Source organism: Myxococcus sp. AB036A, assembly GCF_006547355.1.
In the GTDB taxonomy this organism is placed as follows: domain Bacteria; phylum Myxococcota; class Myxococcia; order Myxococcales; family Myxococcaceae; genus Myxococcus; species Myxococcus virescens.
Map to the genome: position 1 here is coordinate 106,882 of NZ_VHLC01000006.1, position 14,684 is coordinate 121,565.

The 14,684-nt window shown below is 68.4% G+C and carries 13 protein-coding genes; 7 read left to right on the top strand and 6 right to left on the bottom strand.

Annotation, left to right across the window (positions count from 1 at the left end; genetic code table 11):
- Window positions 1-9: 9 nt before the first annotated feature.
- Window positions 10-318, bottom strand: a complete 309-nt coding sequence (locus FL344_RS04285; protein WP_141592305.1) for an AzlD domain-containing protein — start codon at window positions 316-318, stop codon at window positions 10-12.
- Window positions 315-1,055, bottom strand: coding sequence for an AzlC family ABC transporter permease (locus tag FL344_RS04290; protein ID WP_228564772.1), 741 nt, complete (start codon window positions 1,053-1,055; stop codon window positions 315-317). The genes FL344_RS04285 and FL344_RS04290 overlap by 4 nt, the downstream gene beginning before the upstream one ends.
- Window positions 1,056-1,315: 260 nt before the next feature.
- On the opposite strand from FL344_RS04290, the gene FL344_RS04295 reads away from it, so the two are divergent.
- Both FL344_RS04295 and FL344_RS04300 read left to right on the top strand, forming a co-directional pair.
- A complete protein-coding gene (locus tag FL344_RS04295; RefSeq protein ID WP_141617620.1) occupies window positions 1,316-2,830 on the top strand; it encodes an Hsp70 family protein in 1,515 nt (504 codons plus the stop codon).
- 58 nt (window positions 2,831-2,888) lie between these two features.
- On the top strand, window positions 2,889-3,278 hold the full coding sequence (locus tag FL344_RS04300; protein WP_140876523.1) for a DoxX family protein: 390 nt from the start codon (window positions 2,889-2,891) through the stop codon (window positions 3,276-3,278).
- Window positions 3,279-3,288: 10 nt separating this feature from the next.
- Here the strand turns inward: FL344_RS04300 and FL344_RS04305 are convergent, their stop codons facing one another.
- Entirely contained in the window at window positions 3,289-3,963 is a 675-nt protein-coding gene (locus tag FL344_RS04305; RefSeq protein ID WP_141617644.1) for an SOS response-associated peptidase, read from the bottom strand.
- Between the two features lie 96 nt (window positions 3,964-4,059).
- Between FL344_RS04305 and FL344_RS04310 the strand changes: the two genes are divergently transcribed.
- Both FL344_RS04310 and FL344_RS38925 read left to right on the top strand, forming a co-directional pair.
- Complete coding sequence (locus FL344_RS04310) at window positions 4,060-4,242, top strand: hypothetical protein (protein WP_090491820.1); 183 nt, start codon at window positions 4,060-4,062, stop codon at window positions 4,240-4,242.
- Between the two features lie 52 nt (window positions 4,243-4,294).
- Window positions 4,295-5,035, top strand: a complete 741-nt coding sequence (locus tag FL344_RS38925) for a hypothetical protein (RefSeq protein ID WP_228564773.1) — start codon at window positions 4,295-4,297, stop codon at window positions 5,033-5,035.
- Between the two features lie 15 nt (window positions 5,036-5,050).
- Here FL344_RS38925 and dgt read toward each other — a convergent pair whose 3' ends face one another.
- Window positions 5,051-6,469: a dGTP triphosphohydrolase gene (dgt, locus tag FL344_RS04320; protein ID WP_141617646.1), complete on the bottom strand. Its 1,419-nt coding sequence runs from the start codon at window positions 6,467-6,469 to the stop codon at window positions 5,051-5,053.
- A 246-nt stretch (window positions 6,470-6,715) separates the two neighbouring features.
- Between dgt and FL344_RS04325 the strand changes: the two genes are divergently transcribed.
- On the top strand, window positions 6,716-7,231 hold the full coding sequence (locus FL344_RS04325; RefSeq protein WP_090491704.1) for an OmpA family protein: 516 nt from the start codon (window positions 6,716-6,718) through the stop codon (window positions 7,229-7,231).
- Between the two features lie 2 nt (window positions 7,232-7,233).
- Here the strand turns inward: FL344_RS04325 and FL344_RS04330 are convergent, their stop codons facing one another.
- Window positions 7,234-8,850 (bottom strand): GMC family oxidoreductase, encoded by a 1,617-nt coding sequence (locus tag FL344_RS04330; protein ID WP_194862987.1) that lies wholly within the window; start codon window positions 8,848-8,850, stop codon window positions 7,234-7,236.
- 286 nt (window positions 8,851-9,136) lie between these two features.
- Between FL344_RS04330 and FL344_RS04335 the strand changes: the two genes are divergently transcribed.
- On the top strand, window positions 9,137-10,357 hold the full coding sequence (locus FL344_RS04335; protein ID WP_141592301.1) for a M20/M25/M40 family metallo-hydrolase: 1,221 nt from the start codon (window positions 9,137-9,139) through the stop codon (window positions 10,355-10,357).
- 106 nt (window positions 10,358-10,463) lie between these two features.
- A complete protein-coding gene (locus tag FL344_RS04340; protein WP_141617622.1) occupies window positions 10,464-12,221 on the top strand; it encodes an ABC transporter ATP-binding protein in 1,758 nt (585 codons plus the stop codon).
- A 4-nt stretch (window positions 12,222-12,225) separates the two neighbouring features.
- Here FL344_RS04340 and FL344_RS04345 read toward each other — a convergent pair whose 3' ends face one another.
- On the bottom strand, window positions 12,226-14,649 hold the full coding sequence (locus FL344_RS04345) for an ABC transporter permease (RefSeq protein ID WP_141617623.1): 2,424 nt from the start codon (window positions 14,647-14,649) through the stop codon (window positions 12,226-12,228).
- Between the last annotated feature and the right edge of the window lie 35 nt (window positions 14,650-14,684).

Here is a 14,684-nt window from a genome sequence, read left to right on the forward strand (position 1 = left end):
AGCCAAAATTCAACTCACTCCCGATACTCGCAACAAAGCTGTAACACCCGCTGCCCCCACCACCACGACGACGAAGGGCAGCTTCCGCCACGCCAGCACGGCGCCAGCGAGCACCCCCGCCGGACGTGCCCAGCCCGAAAAGCCCCCGTTCGACGACAGCGTGGCCGTGGCCACCAGCGCGGTGAGCAGCGCAATCGCGGAGAGGGACAGCAGGCCCTGGACCCGCGCGGACACCTGCATGCGCTGGCTCAGCAGCGGGCCCGCGAGCCGGAAGGCATAGGTGCCCGCCGCCAGAACCAGGATGGGGAGCAGCGTCATCGCAGCACCAGCCCGAGCGCCAGCAGCGAGAGCAGCACGGGAACCCCCGTGGGAAGAATCGGCGTGGTGGCGAGCGCGATGAGCGCCGCGCCCCCCGCCACCCAGCGCGCCTGGGCAGCCGCCGCGCGGGCCTCGTGGGCGCGTGCTGTCTCGACCTCGCCCTCCGCGGTACCGGGCTCGGCGTTCGGAGGCTTGGCGGGGGCAGTCAGCGACGGCAGCAGCAGCGCCAGCAACCCGGCGGGGAACGCGGCATCGAGCCCCATCGCCTCCGGGCTGCCCAGCGCCGTTCCCGCCAGGGCGCCGACGAGGACGCCCGCGTTCCAGGCCATGAACAGCGCCCCACCGCACAGCCAGTACGCCGCCTTCCGGCGCTCCGGCGTGGGCTGCGCGAGCGCGAACGCCACGGACTCGTCCACCATCAAGTGCGTGCCAATCAGCCGCACGAGCCAGTGCTTTCCCAGCACGTCCGAAATCACCAGGCCGAACGGCAGGTGCCTCGCGTTGAGCAGCAGCCCCGCGATGACCGCGGCCACGGGACTGCCACCGCCCGCCACCACCCCCACGGCCATGAACTGCGAACCGCCCGCGAAGACGAGCACGGACATGGCCGACGCGACCCACACCGACAATCCCGACGCCACCGAGATGGCGCCGAACGAAGCCCCGATGACGCCAGAGGCGGCGGCAATCGCCGCGACATCCCGAACCAGACTTCGATCCACATGCCCCATGGCCATGGCGCGCATCCATGAAACGAAGACACGGGCCGGTCAACGACGAACACCGGCACGGACCTCGAGGCCCCAGCCTTCGAGCCGGCAAGCCCCCGCGTACGCGCTGCGCCCACCCAACGGTACATTTCTACTGCCCGTCGCCTCCCACCGCCGCCGCGGAGTGAAGCGAAGCGCAACAGGGCTTCAAGTGACCCACCCACGCTGTACTCGATGACATTTTCAGGGGCTGAACGTGCCCACGGGACGTGGGAGAGTCAGCGGTGATGAGTACGGGCTCCATCCTTGGCATCGACTTCGGGACCACCAACACCGCCGCGGCCTTCTTCGACAAGGCCGGCAAGCTTCGCGTCGTTCCGGTGACGGACAAGAGCGTCACGCTGCCTTCCGTCGTCTGGTTCCACGCGGCGGACAAGGCCATCGTTGGGCACGCCGCGCGCCGGCAAATCATTGATGACCCTCGCCACACCGTCTTCGGCGCCAAGCGCTTCCTGGGCCGCCGCTTCCAGTCCGAGTACGTCACCCAGCACAAGGACAAGTACGCCTTCGAGCTCGTCGAGGCCGAGGACGGCTACACGGCCGTGACGATGTACGGGAAGCAGACGTCGCTGACGGAAGTGGCGCACCTCATCATCAAGCAGATTCTCACGTTGGCGAACCACACCGCCGGCACGCCCTTCCGCGAGTGCGTGCTCACCGTGCCCGCGCACGCCAGCAGCCGCCAGCGCGCGGCGGTGCGCCATGCCGCGGAGCAGGCCGGCCTCCAGGTGCGCGCCATCGTCAACGAGCCCACCGCCGCCGCGCTCTACTACGCCAACCTGCGCAACCCCGAGCAGACGGTGATGGTGTTCGACCTGGGCGGCGGCACCTTCGACGCCACCCTGCTCGCGGTGCAGAACAAGGTGGTGAAGGTGCTGGCCACCGGCGGTGATGCCTTCCTGGGCGGCGCCAACTTCGACGAGCGCATCGTGGAGATGCTGGTGGACGACTTCCAGCAGAAGCACGGCATCGACCTGCGCGGGAACAAGGTGGTGATGCAGCGGCTCGTCTTCGCCGCTGAGTCCGCGAAGATGGCGCTGAGCCAGCGCGACGCCACGGTGCTCCGCGTGCCGTGCATCGCCCAGAAGGACGGCGGCTTCATCGACTTCGACTACACGCTCACCCGCAAGCGCCTGGAGGAGATGGCCTTCCAGCTCATCGAGCGCACCGCCTCCGCCTGCGACGACGTGCTGGAGCGCGCGAAGCTGAAGGCAGAGCAGATTGACGAGCTGGTCCTCGTCGGCGGCCAGACGCGCATGCCCGCCATCCGCCAGCGCTTCTCCCACTTCAAGCGCATGTCCTCCGACAAGGAGGTCAACCCAGAGCTCGGCGTCGCGGTGGGCGCGGCCATCCTCGGCCGGAACCTGGCGCGCGGCATCACCGGCCTGGCGGACGTGGTGCCCATGCCCATCAGCATCATGGTTCCCGGCGGCGCGCAGCACGAGGTCATCCCCGCCAACACCCCCGTGCCCGCGACGAAGTCCGTGACGCTGGAGCTGCCGATGATTCCCGGGCCGCTCTCCATCGCCCTCTTCGAGGCGCTGGACACCACCACCGTGGACCGCGAGCTGCTGGGCACCGTCCGCGTCGAGTTGGACTGGCGCACCACCTACAAGGGCCCCACCACGCTGGAGCTCCGCATGGGCCAGGACTTCGTCCTCAGCGCCGCGCTCGTCTCCCCTCAGGGCGCCCGGCATCCGCTGGCCATCAGCGACATGCGTGCGCCCAAGCGCTCCGCGTAACGCTGCGTGACGCACGTCGCCGTGCGAGGATGCGCGGGCAACCTGGGAGGTACACAGCATGGTGGGTAAGTCCGCGGTGGGTTTGACGTTGATCCGCGTGGTGTTCGGTCTCTCGTTGGCGCTGGGGCACGGCCTGCCCAAGCTCACCGGCGACATGAGCAAGTTTGCGGCGGGCGTGGCGCAGCTCGGATTCCCGTTTCCGACGTTCTTCGCCTGGTGCGCCACGATGGCGGAGTTCCTGGGCGGGCTGCTGGTGGCCGTGGGCCTCTTCACGCGACCGGCGGCGGCGATGGCGGGCTTCACCATGGCAGTGGCCCTCTACCGGCACCGCGCGGACCCCTTCGGCCGCATGGAAATGGCGCTGCTCTACCTCGCCGTCATGGCCGGAATCGCGCTCATCGGCGCGGGGCCGTGGAGCCTCGACGCGAAGGTCCGCCGTCGCGCCTGAGCCACGCGAATCAGGCGGCCACGCGTTCCACACACTCCGGGGTGTCGTTGGCGGGGGAGTTCACCACGCGCGACACCTCGTAGGCGTCCAGCGACTCCTCGGCGCAGGGCACCAGCAGCGGGAGCAGCCCTGAGGACTCCTGTGGCTCCGGACGCAGCCACACCTCCTGGGCCTCCGGCTCGAGGATGACGGGCATCCGGTCATGGATGGGCGCCATCAGCGCGTTGGGCCCGATGGTGATGATGGTGCAGGTGTTGAGCACCTCGCCCGTGTCGGGCGCGGTCCACTCTTCCCACAGCCCCGCGAGCGTCAGGAGCTGCCCGTCCTTGCGGTGGAAATAGTACGGCGTCTTCGGCTTCGTGGACTGCTTCCACTCGTACCAGCCATCCACCACGACGAGGCAACGGCGCCGCTTGAGCGCGGAGCGGAAGCTGGGCTTCTCCGCCACTGTCTCGCCCCGTGCGTTGATGAGCTTGTTGCCAATGGCGGGGTCCTTCGCCCACGACGGGACGAGCCCCCAGCGGAAGGCATCCAACATCCGTGCGCCATCATTGGTCACCACGGGCATCAACTGCGTGGGACAGAGATTGAAGCGCGGGCGTTCCACGGCGGTACGAATGCCCGCGAGGCCCAGACCGGTGACAATCTGCTCAGGAGAGGTTCGGACGGTGACACGGCCACACATGGGCAGGAAGTATCGCCCTGGCAGGCCGAATGCCCAAGAAGACACCTTGCCAGTGCAGCCAAACAGGCGGGTGGCCGCTGCAGTAGCATGGGCGGCATGAGCGACGGCCCCAAGAAGAACCCGAAGGTGTTTGGCGTTCCGGTGAAGATCGACCCGTACACGTCGGTCCGGCCTGAGCACCCCACCGGCGAGTTCGGCATGCCGAGCGCGAAGAAGAAGGATGACAAGCCCTTCGACCCCTTCGCCGTCGTCATCGAGTCACCAAAAGGCGGCGGCTGAGCAGCGGAATCCGGAGCCTGCCGCCTGTCCGCTGGACTACAACGGGCGGGCCATGAACCGGACTACTCTGCTTTCTCTCTGTGTCGCCGCCTCGCTCGTCGCCTGCACCGAGCGAACCTCGAGCCCCGCCGCCGGAGTCGACTCCGGTATCGGCGCCGCGCCTGTCGCCCCTGCCGCACCGGGCAAGGGACAGACGCCCTCCCCCGCTCCGAGCACGGAGTCCCAGGGCGCGGGCAGCCCGGATGCCGCGGTGCCGGGCTCGGCAACGGCCGAAGCAGCCAACGCTGATTCGGGCGTCGGCGAGTACACGGGAGCGCCGGCCGCGGAGAAGGGCACCTGCTCAGCGGCGAGCTTGTCTCCGCGCGCAGCACCGGCTTCCCCGGCGCTGCCAGCGCCCGTGGAGTCGATGCGTCAGCGCATCATCGCCGCGGCGGTGGCCTGTGATTACACGGCGCTCAACACCCTGGCGGACGAGAACGGCAAGGCCGTGCGGTTCACCTTCGGCGACGGCACCGACGCGGGAGAGTACTGGCGCGCCGCGGAGAAGCTGGGCAACCCGGAGCTGGCCCGCATCGTCCAGGTCCTGAACCTGCCCTACGCGAAGCAGGACAATCTCTACTTCTGGCCGGCCGTCCATGTCACCGGCGCGACGTCCGACAAGGATTGGGGCGCGCTCAAGGGCGTCTACCCGGACGAGGAAATCGCGGGGATGAAGGACCAGGGCAGCTACCTCGGCCTGCGCGTGGGCATCACCCCCGAAGGCGACTGGCAGATTGCCGTCGCCGGGGATTGAGGCCCGCCACGCGAATCACGTCGGCAGCTTGATGCCTGACAGCCGTTGGAACAGCTCCACGGCGAAGCCGTCCGTCATGCCGGAGATGTAGTCCGTCACGCACAGCAGCCGCTGGTACTTCGACAGACGGGCCACCGCCTCGGTGATGGCTTCGTCTCGGGACGCGGGCGCTTCCGCCATGTCCCGGACGTGCTCCGGACGCTGGAAGAGGTCCAGTGGCAGCAATTGCCGCAGCTTCTTCTCCTCGCGGTTCGGCGTGTCGGTGACGACCGCCATCGCGAACATGTCCAGCAATCCGCCCAGCGTCTTGAAGCCCGCGCTCTCAATCTGGAGCACGCGCTCGCTCTCATAGCCGTAGCGCCGCGTGAGATTGCGGATGGCCTTCAGCGGCTTCGCCACGTCGTCCCGCGCGGAGGCCAACGGCGTCTCCCACTTCCCGTCTTCCATCGCCTCCACGTTCTCCAGGAACACCTTCACGGAGGCCTGGATGAGCTCGCCAATGGCCCGCGCTCGCGCCTGCGCAAGACGTGTCTCCGGATGCGACGGCGGCGGGCGCACGGGCCCTTTCACCGGACGAGGCAGCACCGCGTCCAGCAACTCACACGCATCCTTGATGGGAATCAGCCCCAGCTTCGCCGAGTCCTCCAGGTCGATGACCGCGTAGCAGATGTCATCCGCCGCCTCGACGAGGAACGCCAGCGGGTGCCGGGAGAACACGCCAGCCTCCCGTTCCACCAACCCCACCGCGCGGTACGCTTCCAGCGCCAGAGCCTCGTCGTCCTGGAAGTAACCAAACTTCTTCTCAGACACGCGCCCCTTGTCCCGCTCACGCCCGCCCGGCAGCACCGACGCGCGCGGGTACTTGCTCATCGCCCCCAACGTCGCCGCGGTGTAGCGCAGGCCGCCCCGCCGCTCCCGAGACTGAAGCCGGTTGAGGATTCGAAAGCCCTGCGCGTTGCCCTCGAAGGCCTCCAGGTCCTGCCACTGCTCCACCGTCTCGAAGGGGCTCTTCCGCCCGTCCACCTCGGCACCGGGCCGCGCCAGCCGCTGTGACACCCAATGCTGGATGGCCGCCTCACCCGAGTGGCCGAAGGGCGGATTGCCAATGTCATGCGCCAGACACGCCGCCGCGACGATGGTGCCCAGGTGCGAGGGATTCACCATGACGTCGCGCGCCTGCAGTCCCCGCCCCGCCAGATTCCCCAGCGAGCGCCCGACACAGGAAGCCTCGATGCTGTGCGTCAGCCGCGTGCGCGTGTAGTCGCTCGTGGACAGCGGAAACACCTGCGTCTTGTCGTGCAGGCAACGGAACTCCGCGGAGAAGACGATGCGGTCATAGTCCCGGTCGTAGTCGGTCCGCTCGTCCTGGAGCAGCGCGTCCATGTCACTCAGGACCGGCGCCGGCTCCTCCACCGGCTTCTTCTCCGAGCCCACCCGGTAACCTGAAAGAAGCCGCCGCCAACGCTCCGTTCGACTGCTGCTGCTCACGCCTGCCTCGCTGTGCGAAGGGACCCGGGGTGACATGCTGCCCCCCTCCCGCACCGAGGCAAGTTTTACCAGCCGGGCGGACGGGCCCCCGTCCCCCCTCCCAAGAGACACCGCGCCGCTGGACGAAGGCGCGGCCCCCGGGCAGCCTTCCGCCCGGCGAACACCGCCCATCCAACGGAGGCGTCCTCACGTATGAAGCTCAAGGCCCTGTGCATCACCGTGTCGCTACTCACCCTTCCCGGCGTGGCCTTCGCGCAGGGCGGGTTCGGCGCCCTCACCAAGGCCGCAGGCGATGCCGGCAAGTCCGCCGTGGAGAAGCGCGTCAACACCAAGCTGATGGACGAGGGCCGGCAGAACCAGTGCAGCTTCAAGACAGGCACTGCCCAGCTCGATGCCGGCTGCGACGCCAAGCTCAAGAAGCTGACCAACGCGCTCGTCGACGCCAAGAAGCAGCTCGTCGCCGCCGGCGTGAAGTCCTACAAGTTCGAGGTCTCCGGCCACACCGACTCCACCGGTGACGCGGCCAAGAACAAGAAGCTCAGCGAGCAGCGCGCGGAGACCATCGTCAAGGAGCTCATCGCGCGCGGCATCCCCCGGGGCGAAATCATCGCCGTGGGCTACGGCTCCGAGAAGCCGCTGGTGAAGCCCGACGACACCGCCGCCAAGAAGGCGAAGAACCGCCGCTACGAGCTCCAGGTCCGCCTGTAGCCTCAGCTCGCGCGGGCGCCCGAGGACACGGGCCCCGCGGGCGCGGCCACCTCGTCCCGCGGTGCCGTCCGGGCCGCGGGAATGAAGGTCATCGCGCGCTCGGCCAGCGCCGTAATCGTGAGCGACGGATTGACGCCCGGGTTGGCGGAGATGGCGGAGCCGTCCACCACATACAACCCCTCATGGCCGAACACGCGGTGCCGCGAGTCGATGACGCCCGTCTCCTCCGAGTCCCCCATGCAGCATCCACCCAGGATGTGCGCCGTCGTCGGAATGCCCAGCAGGGTCTCGCTGACGATGGTCATCGGATAGCCATCCAGCTTGTCCGCTACGCGCCGGGCCAGGTCGAACGCCTCCGGCATGTTGGCGCTCGGCGCCGGGCCCGCCTGGAGCGCCGTGCTCAGCCCCAGCCTCCGCGAGCGCTTCATGCGCAGGTGCCCTTCCAGGGTGCGCATGTAGAGCAGAATCATCGTCCTCCGCGCGAAGTCCGGGACGAACCACGCCTTGAGAAAGCGCAGCGGATGCCGGACCAGCAGGCCCACCAGCCGCACGAAGCGCTGGAGCATCGTGGCCCCGGACACCTGCGGCGCCATCAGCAACCGGAAGAAGCCCGAGCCCGCCGAGTAGCGCACCGGCTCCAGGTGCGACTGGGCATCGGTGTGCAGGATGGAACCGATGGCGATGCCCCGTGACAAGTCCTGCCCCTTGCGGCCGCTCACCACCCCCACGAGCGCCTCGGAGTTGGTGCGCACGCCGTCTCCCAGCCGGTCCGACAGGCGCGGCAGTCCGTCCGGGCTCGCCTTCAACTTGAGCAGCAGGTCCAGGGTGCCCAGCACGCCCCCCGCGAAGACGACGTGCTTCGCGGTGAACCGCACCTTCTTCCGTAAGAAGCGCCGCGCCCCCTGGAGCGCTTCGACCTCGTAGCCCCCGTCTGGCAGCGGTCGCACCCAGGTGACTTCGGTGTCTGCGTGCAGCGTGAGGCCGCGCCGCTCCGCCAGGTAGAGGTAGTTCTTGTCGAGCGTGTTCTTGGCGTCGAAGCGACACCCCAGCATGCATCCGCCACACGCAGTGCAACCCGTCCGGTCCGGTCCCTCACCGTTGAAGTACGGGTCCTTCACGGTGACGCCCGGCTCGCCGAAGTACACGGCCACGGTGGTGGGCTGGAAGTCGGTGCGGCCCAGGTCCGTGCCCACGTCCTGGAGCACCTGGTCTGGCACGGTGCGCAGCGGATTCGGCGTGGCGCCCAGCATCCGCCGCGCAGTGGTGTAGTGCGGCGCCAGCTCCTCCTTCCACGGGGCGAGGTGGCCCCACGAAGGGGCCTGGAAGAAGTCGTCCCGGGGGATGGGGAGCGTGTTGGCGTACACGAGCGAGCCGCCGCCCACGCCCACGCCCGACAGAACGGTGACGTGGCGGAAGAACGTCATCTCGAACAGGCCCCGCCACCCCAGCGTGGGCATCCAGAGCCAGCGCTTCAGCGCCCAGTTCGTCTTCGGGAAGTCCGGGGCGCGCAAGCGCCGCCCCTTCTCCAGCACCACGACGCGGTAGCCCTTCTCGGTCAGCCGGAGCGCGCTGACGCTGCCGCCGAACCCCGAGCCGATGATGAGCCAGTCGCAGTCCATGGCCATCCTGCCTCCCGACGGGAACCACGCCACACAGGTCACGCACCAGCGCATGCCGGCGGCGCCACTCTACGACAAAGGGATGCATCAGCCCGGCGCGGAGATTCAGGCGGTGCGGGGAACGAAGCGCCTGCCCGCCCAGTGCGATTTCACTCTAGGCGTGTCCTCTTTTTCACACTACGACCAGGTCTAAGAAAGCCTTTATTTCTCGAAAAGCAGAGGCTCCTCTCCGCAGCACGTCCCCCGTGCTGCGACGCAACGCCGTCTCCCTGGAGGAGCAATGCGGATGAAGACCTGGATGCCGGTCTCGCTGTTGCTGCTGAATGCCCCGCTGGCCTTTGCCGAGCCGATCAAGGCCAAGCCAGCTGACAAGACTGTCTGGATTGCGATTGGCACGGATGCCATCACGCCCATGCAGGAGACCTTCGCGGCCGAAGGCTGGAACGTGCCCACCGCCCTCAAGCAGCAGGAGCACGCGGGCGTGTTCCAGCTGAAGGAGTCCCAGCTGTCGCGGCTGGCGCTGATGATGCACGAGAAGTTCGACCGGTGCGCGGGCTTCATCACCTACGAGACGAAGGAGGAAGCACTGGCGTCCCTGACGCCCGTAGCCCCCAGTGCGACCCAGAAGGCCGTCAGCTACACCCTCACCAACGCCGCGACCGTGAACACCCTGATGGGTGAGCTCTCTGCCGCGAACATCCGCACCACCATCGCCGACCTGTCCGCCTTCCCCACGCGCAGCCAGAGCTCGCAAGGGGGCGTGGACGCCGCGGCCATGCTCCTGGCGAAGTGGCAGGGCTACGCCACCGGCGCGGGGCGCACGGACGTCACCGTGACGTACTACCCGCACGCGGGCTGGCGGCAGCCCTCGGTCATCCTCACCATCCCCGGCACCACGCTGTCCAACGAGGTCGTCGTGGTGGGCGGACACCTGGACTCCATCAGCACCACCAGCGCCGCGCCTGGCGCCGATGACGACGCGTCCGGCATCGCGACGTTCACCGAAGTCATCCGCGCCGCCATGGCTCGCAACTACCGCCCCGAGCGGACGGTGAAGTTCATGGCCTACGCCGCGGAGGAGACGGGCCTGCGCGGCTCGCGGGAAATCGCCCTCTCCCACAAGAGCAACAACATCAACGTCGTGGGGGTGATGCAGCTCGACATGACGAACTACAAGCACCCCAACGCCACAAGGGATGTGGGCATCGTCATTGACAACACGAACGCCGCCCAGAACCAGTTCATCCGCAACCTGATAACGACGTACGTCGGCGTGCAGTACATCGACACGACCTGCGGCTACGGTTGCTCGGACCACGCCTCCTGGCACAACCAGGGCTACGCGGCCTCCATCCCCTTCGAGGGGACCGTCGCCCAGAAGAATCCCAACATCCACACCCCCAGGGACACCCTGCTGAACTCCGACAGCAGCGCCGCGCACGCGCTCAAGTTCTCCAAGATTGCCGCTGCCTATGTCGCCGAGCTGGCCAAGGGCACCGCGCAGTAGGCCCTGAAGCCCAGGGGCCCCGGCGCGAGACATGCACCGGGGCCTCCTGCATCACCAGTTTTGTCGGGATTACAACTTTGCCGGCATCTGGACTAGCCTGCGTGCAATGGGCTTGATTCAGAATCCGCCGCTGAGCCACGCATCCCTTCGTCGCGTCCTGGCACTGGCTCGTCCCGAGTGGAGGCTGCTCTTGCTCGGCACGTGCTTCCTCTTCATCGGGAGCGCGGGAGGCCTGCTCTTCCCACAGGCCATCCGGGTCATCCTCGACGAAGCATTGACCACCGCCACGCTCGACATGGTGAACGACACCACCCTGTGGATGCTGGGGGTGTGTTTCATCCAGTCAGTGGCCATCGGACTGCGCTTCGCCTTCTTCAACATCGCGGGTGAGCGCATTGTCAGTGACCTGCGGGAGCGGCTGTATCGCAGCTTGCTGGAGCAGGAGATCGCGTTCTTCGACCAGCACCGCACAGGCGGCCTCACCAGCCGGCTGTCCACGGACACCGCCCTCATCCAGGGCGCCGTCAGCACGCACATCGCCATCATGCTCCGCAACGCGACCACGTTGATTGGAGGGCTGGCGCTGCTGCTCTACACCTCGCCCCGGTTGACGCTCGTCATGCTGGCGGTCGTCCCCCCCGTGACGCTGGGGGCGCTGTTCTACGGCCGCAAGGCCCGGCAGCTCGCGCGAGACGCCCAGGCCGCGGTGGCCGAAGCCAATGAAGTCGCCGCCGAGTCCCTCTACGGCATTCAGACCGTCCAGGCCTTCGTCGCCGAAGACGCGGAGCGCCGGAGCTATGGCCGTGCCATCGGCAAGGCCCTGGCGCTGGCGCGCACGAGAATCGTCTCCTCGGGCTTCTTCATGGGAGGAACGGGCTTCACCGGCCTGGCTTCGACCCTGCTCGTCTTCTGGTACGGCACGCACATGGTCGTTTCGGGCGACATCACGGTGGGTGGACTGACCTCCTTCCTGATGTACACGCTGATGGTCGTCATGGCCGTCGGCGCCCTGAGCGAGCTGTGGGCGGAGTTCATGAAGGCCGGAGGCGCCACCGAGCGCGTCTTCGAGCTCATCGACCGTACGCCCGCCATCGCCGTCAGCGGCGGCGAGCGGCCCGCGAACATGGAAGGCCACCTGCGCTTCCGCGACGTCAGCTTCAGCTACCCCACGCGCCGCGACGTGCCCGTCCTCCAAGGCCTGGACCTGGATGTCGCCCCAGGTGAAGTCGTGGCGCTGGTGGGACACTCGGGCGCGGGCAAGTCGACTGTCGCCTCGATGTTGATGCGCTTCTACGATCCGGAGCGGGGGACCATCCTCGTCGATGGGACGGACCTGCGAACGCTCGACGTCCGCTGGCTCCGCCAGAACATCGGCATCGTGTCGCAGGAGCCCACGCTCTTCTCAGGCAGCATCGCCGACAACATCCGCTACGGACGCACCGACGCCACCGATGCGGAAGTGGAAGCCGCGGCCCGCGTCGCCAATGCCCACGACTTCGTGAGCCGGTTTCCAGAAGGCTACCGCACGCGCGTCGGCGAGCGGGGCATCCAGCTCTCCGGAGGGCAGAAGCAGCGCGTCGCCATTGCCCGCGCGGTCCTCAAGGATCCGCGGCTGCTCATCCTGGACGAAGCCACCAGCGCGCTGGACTCCGAAAGCGAGCACCTGGTCAAGGAGGCGCTGGACCGGCTCATGGTGGGCCGCACCACCCTCATCATCGCCCACCGCCTGTCCACCGTGGCGGGCGTCGACCGCATCTTCGTGCTGGACCAGGGCCGCGTCGTCCAGCACGGAAACCACGAGGCGCTCATCACCCAGGACGGCCTCTACAAGCGCCTCGTGGAACGGCAGTTCATCGCCGCCTGAGCCCTCACTCCTCGCGCATGGCCATGCTGGGTGGGACGCGCGCGGCGCGCCAGGCGGGCACGTAGCCCGCCACCAGCGCCACGAAGAGCAGCACGCAAGCCGTCCCGAGGAAGACGAGCGGGTCCGCGGGGCTGACCTCGAAGAGCAACTTCGACAGGCCCCGCGCCAGGACCAGCGCCAGCACGGAGCCGATGATGACCCCCAGCCCGGCGAGCCGCAGCGCCTGGCTCAATATCAACCAGAAGATGCTCCCCTCCCGCGCGCCCAGCGCCATGCGCACGCCAATCTCCGTCCGCCGCTGGGTGACGGAGTAGGCCATGATGCCGTAGACGCCCCCGGCGGCCAGCAGCAGCGCCACGCACGCGAAGAACCCCAGCAGCGCGGCCAACAGGTGCCTGGAGCCGAACGACTCCGCGATGAGCTCCTCCAAAGGCCGCGGCGACGGCGGTGGTTGCTCGGGGTCCAACGACGCCATTCCCTCACGCACGGACAGCGCCAGCGACGACGCCGCCGCTCCCGTCCCTCCCACGGTCACCATCATCACCATCGCGTCACGTGGGGCCTGCGCCAGCGGCAGGTAGAACTCCGGCACGGATGAACGCACCTGCCCGCGCCACAGCGTCCGGACGTCCCCCACCACGCCAATGACCTCCCACGGCTCGGTGCCGCCCGTGAAGAAGCGCTTGCCCAGCGGCGACTCTCCGGGCCAGAAGCGCCGCGCCAGGGCCGAGTTGATCATCGCGACCCGGGGCGAGTCCTCCACGTCCAACGCGTTGAAATCGCGCCCCTCGTGCAAGGGGATGCCCATGGTCCGGAAATAGCCCGGGGAGATGACGCGCTGACTGGCCTCGGGAAGCTGCCCGGGCAGCGGCTTCGGCTGCCCATCTGGATAGATGTTCGAGCTCTGACTGCGACGGCTGATGGGCGGCAGGCTCGCCGCCGAGACGGCCTGGGCTCCCGGCATGGAGGACAACCGCTCCTGCAGCGCATGGAAGAAGCGCACCCGCTCGGCGTCCGTCGGATACTTGGTCTCCGGCAGCGTGACGTCGAAGTAGAACACGCGTTCGGCGGCGAAGCCGGGTGAGGTCCCCTGGAGCTGGTAGAGGCTTCGAAGCATCAGGCTCGCGCCGACGACCAGCATCAAGGCCAGGGCCACCTCCGCCGTCACCAGGGCCGAGCGGATGCGCTTTCGCCCCGCCGTGGCGCCCGCCCCCTCCCGCATCGCCTCCAGCGGGTTCTGTCGCGACATCTGGAACGCGGGCGCCAGACCAAACAGCACCCCGGTGATGGCGGACAGCCCGACACAGAACAGCAGCGCCCCTCCATCCACCTGGATGGATTGCCACCCTGGCAGGCGCTCCGCCAATCCAGGCGGCAGCATGGTGGCAATCATGTGCGTGCCCCACAGCGCGCCCAGGATTCCCAATCCCCCGCCCAGGAGCGACAGCAAGACGCTCTCGGTCAGGGCCTGGACCATCAGGCGCGTGGGGCTCGCCCCCAGCGCCCCACGAATGGCCAGCTCCCGCCGCCGGGCCGCCGCGCGCGCCAGCAGCAGGCTCGCGACGTTCGCGCACCCGATGAGCAACACGAAGCCCACCGCGCCCGCCAGGGTGATGAGCAGCGGCCTCAAGGGCCCCAGGTAGGCCTCGCGCACGGACGTCAGCCGCACGGTGCGCTCCGAATCCGTGTCGGGGTACCGCTCCGCCAGTTGCCCCGCGAGGACCCGCAGGGCGTCCTCCGCCATCGACACGGAGAAGCCAGGCTTGAGGCGGCCCACCACCCGCACCTTCCGGTCCCCGCGCGCATCCAGCTCCGCCTGCGTCGGCGCGAGCGGCACCCAGGCTTCGGCGCCAGGCGGGAAGTCGAAGCTCTTCGGCATCACGCCCACGACCGTGTAGGGCTCACCATCCAGCGTGACGGACTCACCCAACACGGAGGGCGCGCCACCAAACCGGCGCCGCCACAACGCGTCCGACAGCACCACCACCGCCTCGCCACCCACGCGGTCTTCTTCCGCGGAGAACGCCCTGCCCAGCGAGGGCCTCGCCTCCAGCGCGGGGAACAGCGCGGCGCCCACCCGAAACGCCTGGAGCCGCTCCGGCTCCAGCGCGCCGCCCATGTTCAAGCTTCGCGGAACAATCCCCGCCACGTGCTCGAAGACCCCCGCCTGCGCGGTCCAGTCCTCCAGCGTCGCCAGGGATGTCTCGCTCCGCTCGACACCCGCCTTGGGAAGCGAGTCCCACACCATCACCAGACGCTCCTCATGCGGGAAACGCATGGGCTGCAGCCAGATGGAGTTGACCACGCTGAATATCGCCGTGCTCGCGCCAATCCCCAGCGCCAGCGTCATCATCGCGACCAGGGTGAACGTCGGACTCTTGAGCAACAACCTGGCGCCAAACCGGATGTCCTGACGAATTGTATCCATGACCCTCTCGCGCAAGAGCATGCCATGCGGCGTGC

Bases quoted from the DNA above. Each gene is read 5' to 3' on its own strand.
- FL344_RS04340 (WP_141617622.1), top strand. From the start codon at position 10,464: ATGGGCTTGATTCAGAATCCGCCGCTGAGCCACGCATCCCTTCGTCGC.
- FL344_RS04295 (WP_141617620.1), top strand. From the start codon at position 1,316: ATGAGTACGGGCTCCATCCTTGGCATCGACTTCGGGACCACCAACACC.
- FL344_RS38925 (WP_228564773.1), top strand. From the start codon at position 4,295: ATGAACCGGACTACTCTGCTTTCTCTCTGTGTCGCCGCCTCGCTCGTC.
- FL344_RS04325 (WP_090491704.1), top strand. From the start codon at position 6,716: ATGAAGCTCAAGGCCCTGTGCATCACCGTGTCGCTACTCACCCTTCCC.
- FL344_RS04300 (WP_140876523.1), top strand. From the start codon at position 2,889: ATGGTGGGTAAGTCCGCGGTGGGTTTGACGTTGATCCGCGTGGTGTTC.
- FL344_RS04330 (WP_194862987.1), bottom strand. From the start codon at position 8,850: ATGGACTGCGACTGGCTCATCATCGGCTCGGGGTTCGGCGGCAGCGTC.
- FL344_RS04335 (WP_141592301.1), top strand. From the start codon at position 9,137: ATGAAGACCTGGATGCCGGTCTCGCTGTTGCTGCTGAATGCCCCGCTG.
- FL344_RS04345 (WP_141617623.1), bottom strand. From the start codon at position 14,649: ATGGATACAATTCGTCAGGACATCCGGTTTGGCGCCAGGTTGTTGCTC.
- FL344_RS04310 (WP_090491820.1), top strand. From the start codon at position 4,060: ATGAGCGACGGCCCCAAGAAGAACCCGAAGGTGTTTGGCGTTCCGGTG.
- FL344_RS04290 (WP_228564772.1), bottom strand. From the start codon at position 1,055: ATGGCCATGGGGCATGTGGATCGAAGTCTGGTTCGGGATGTCGCGGCG.
- FL344_RS04305 (WP_141617644.1), bottom strand. From the start codon at position 3,963: ATGTGTGGCCGTGTCACCGTCCGAACCTCTCCTGAGCAGATTGTCACC.
- FL344_RS04285 (WP_141592305.1), bottom strand. From the start codon at position 318: ATGACGCTGCTCCCCATCCTGGTTCTGGCGGCGGGCACCTATGCCTTC.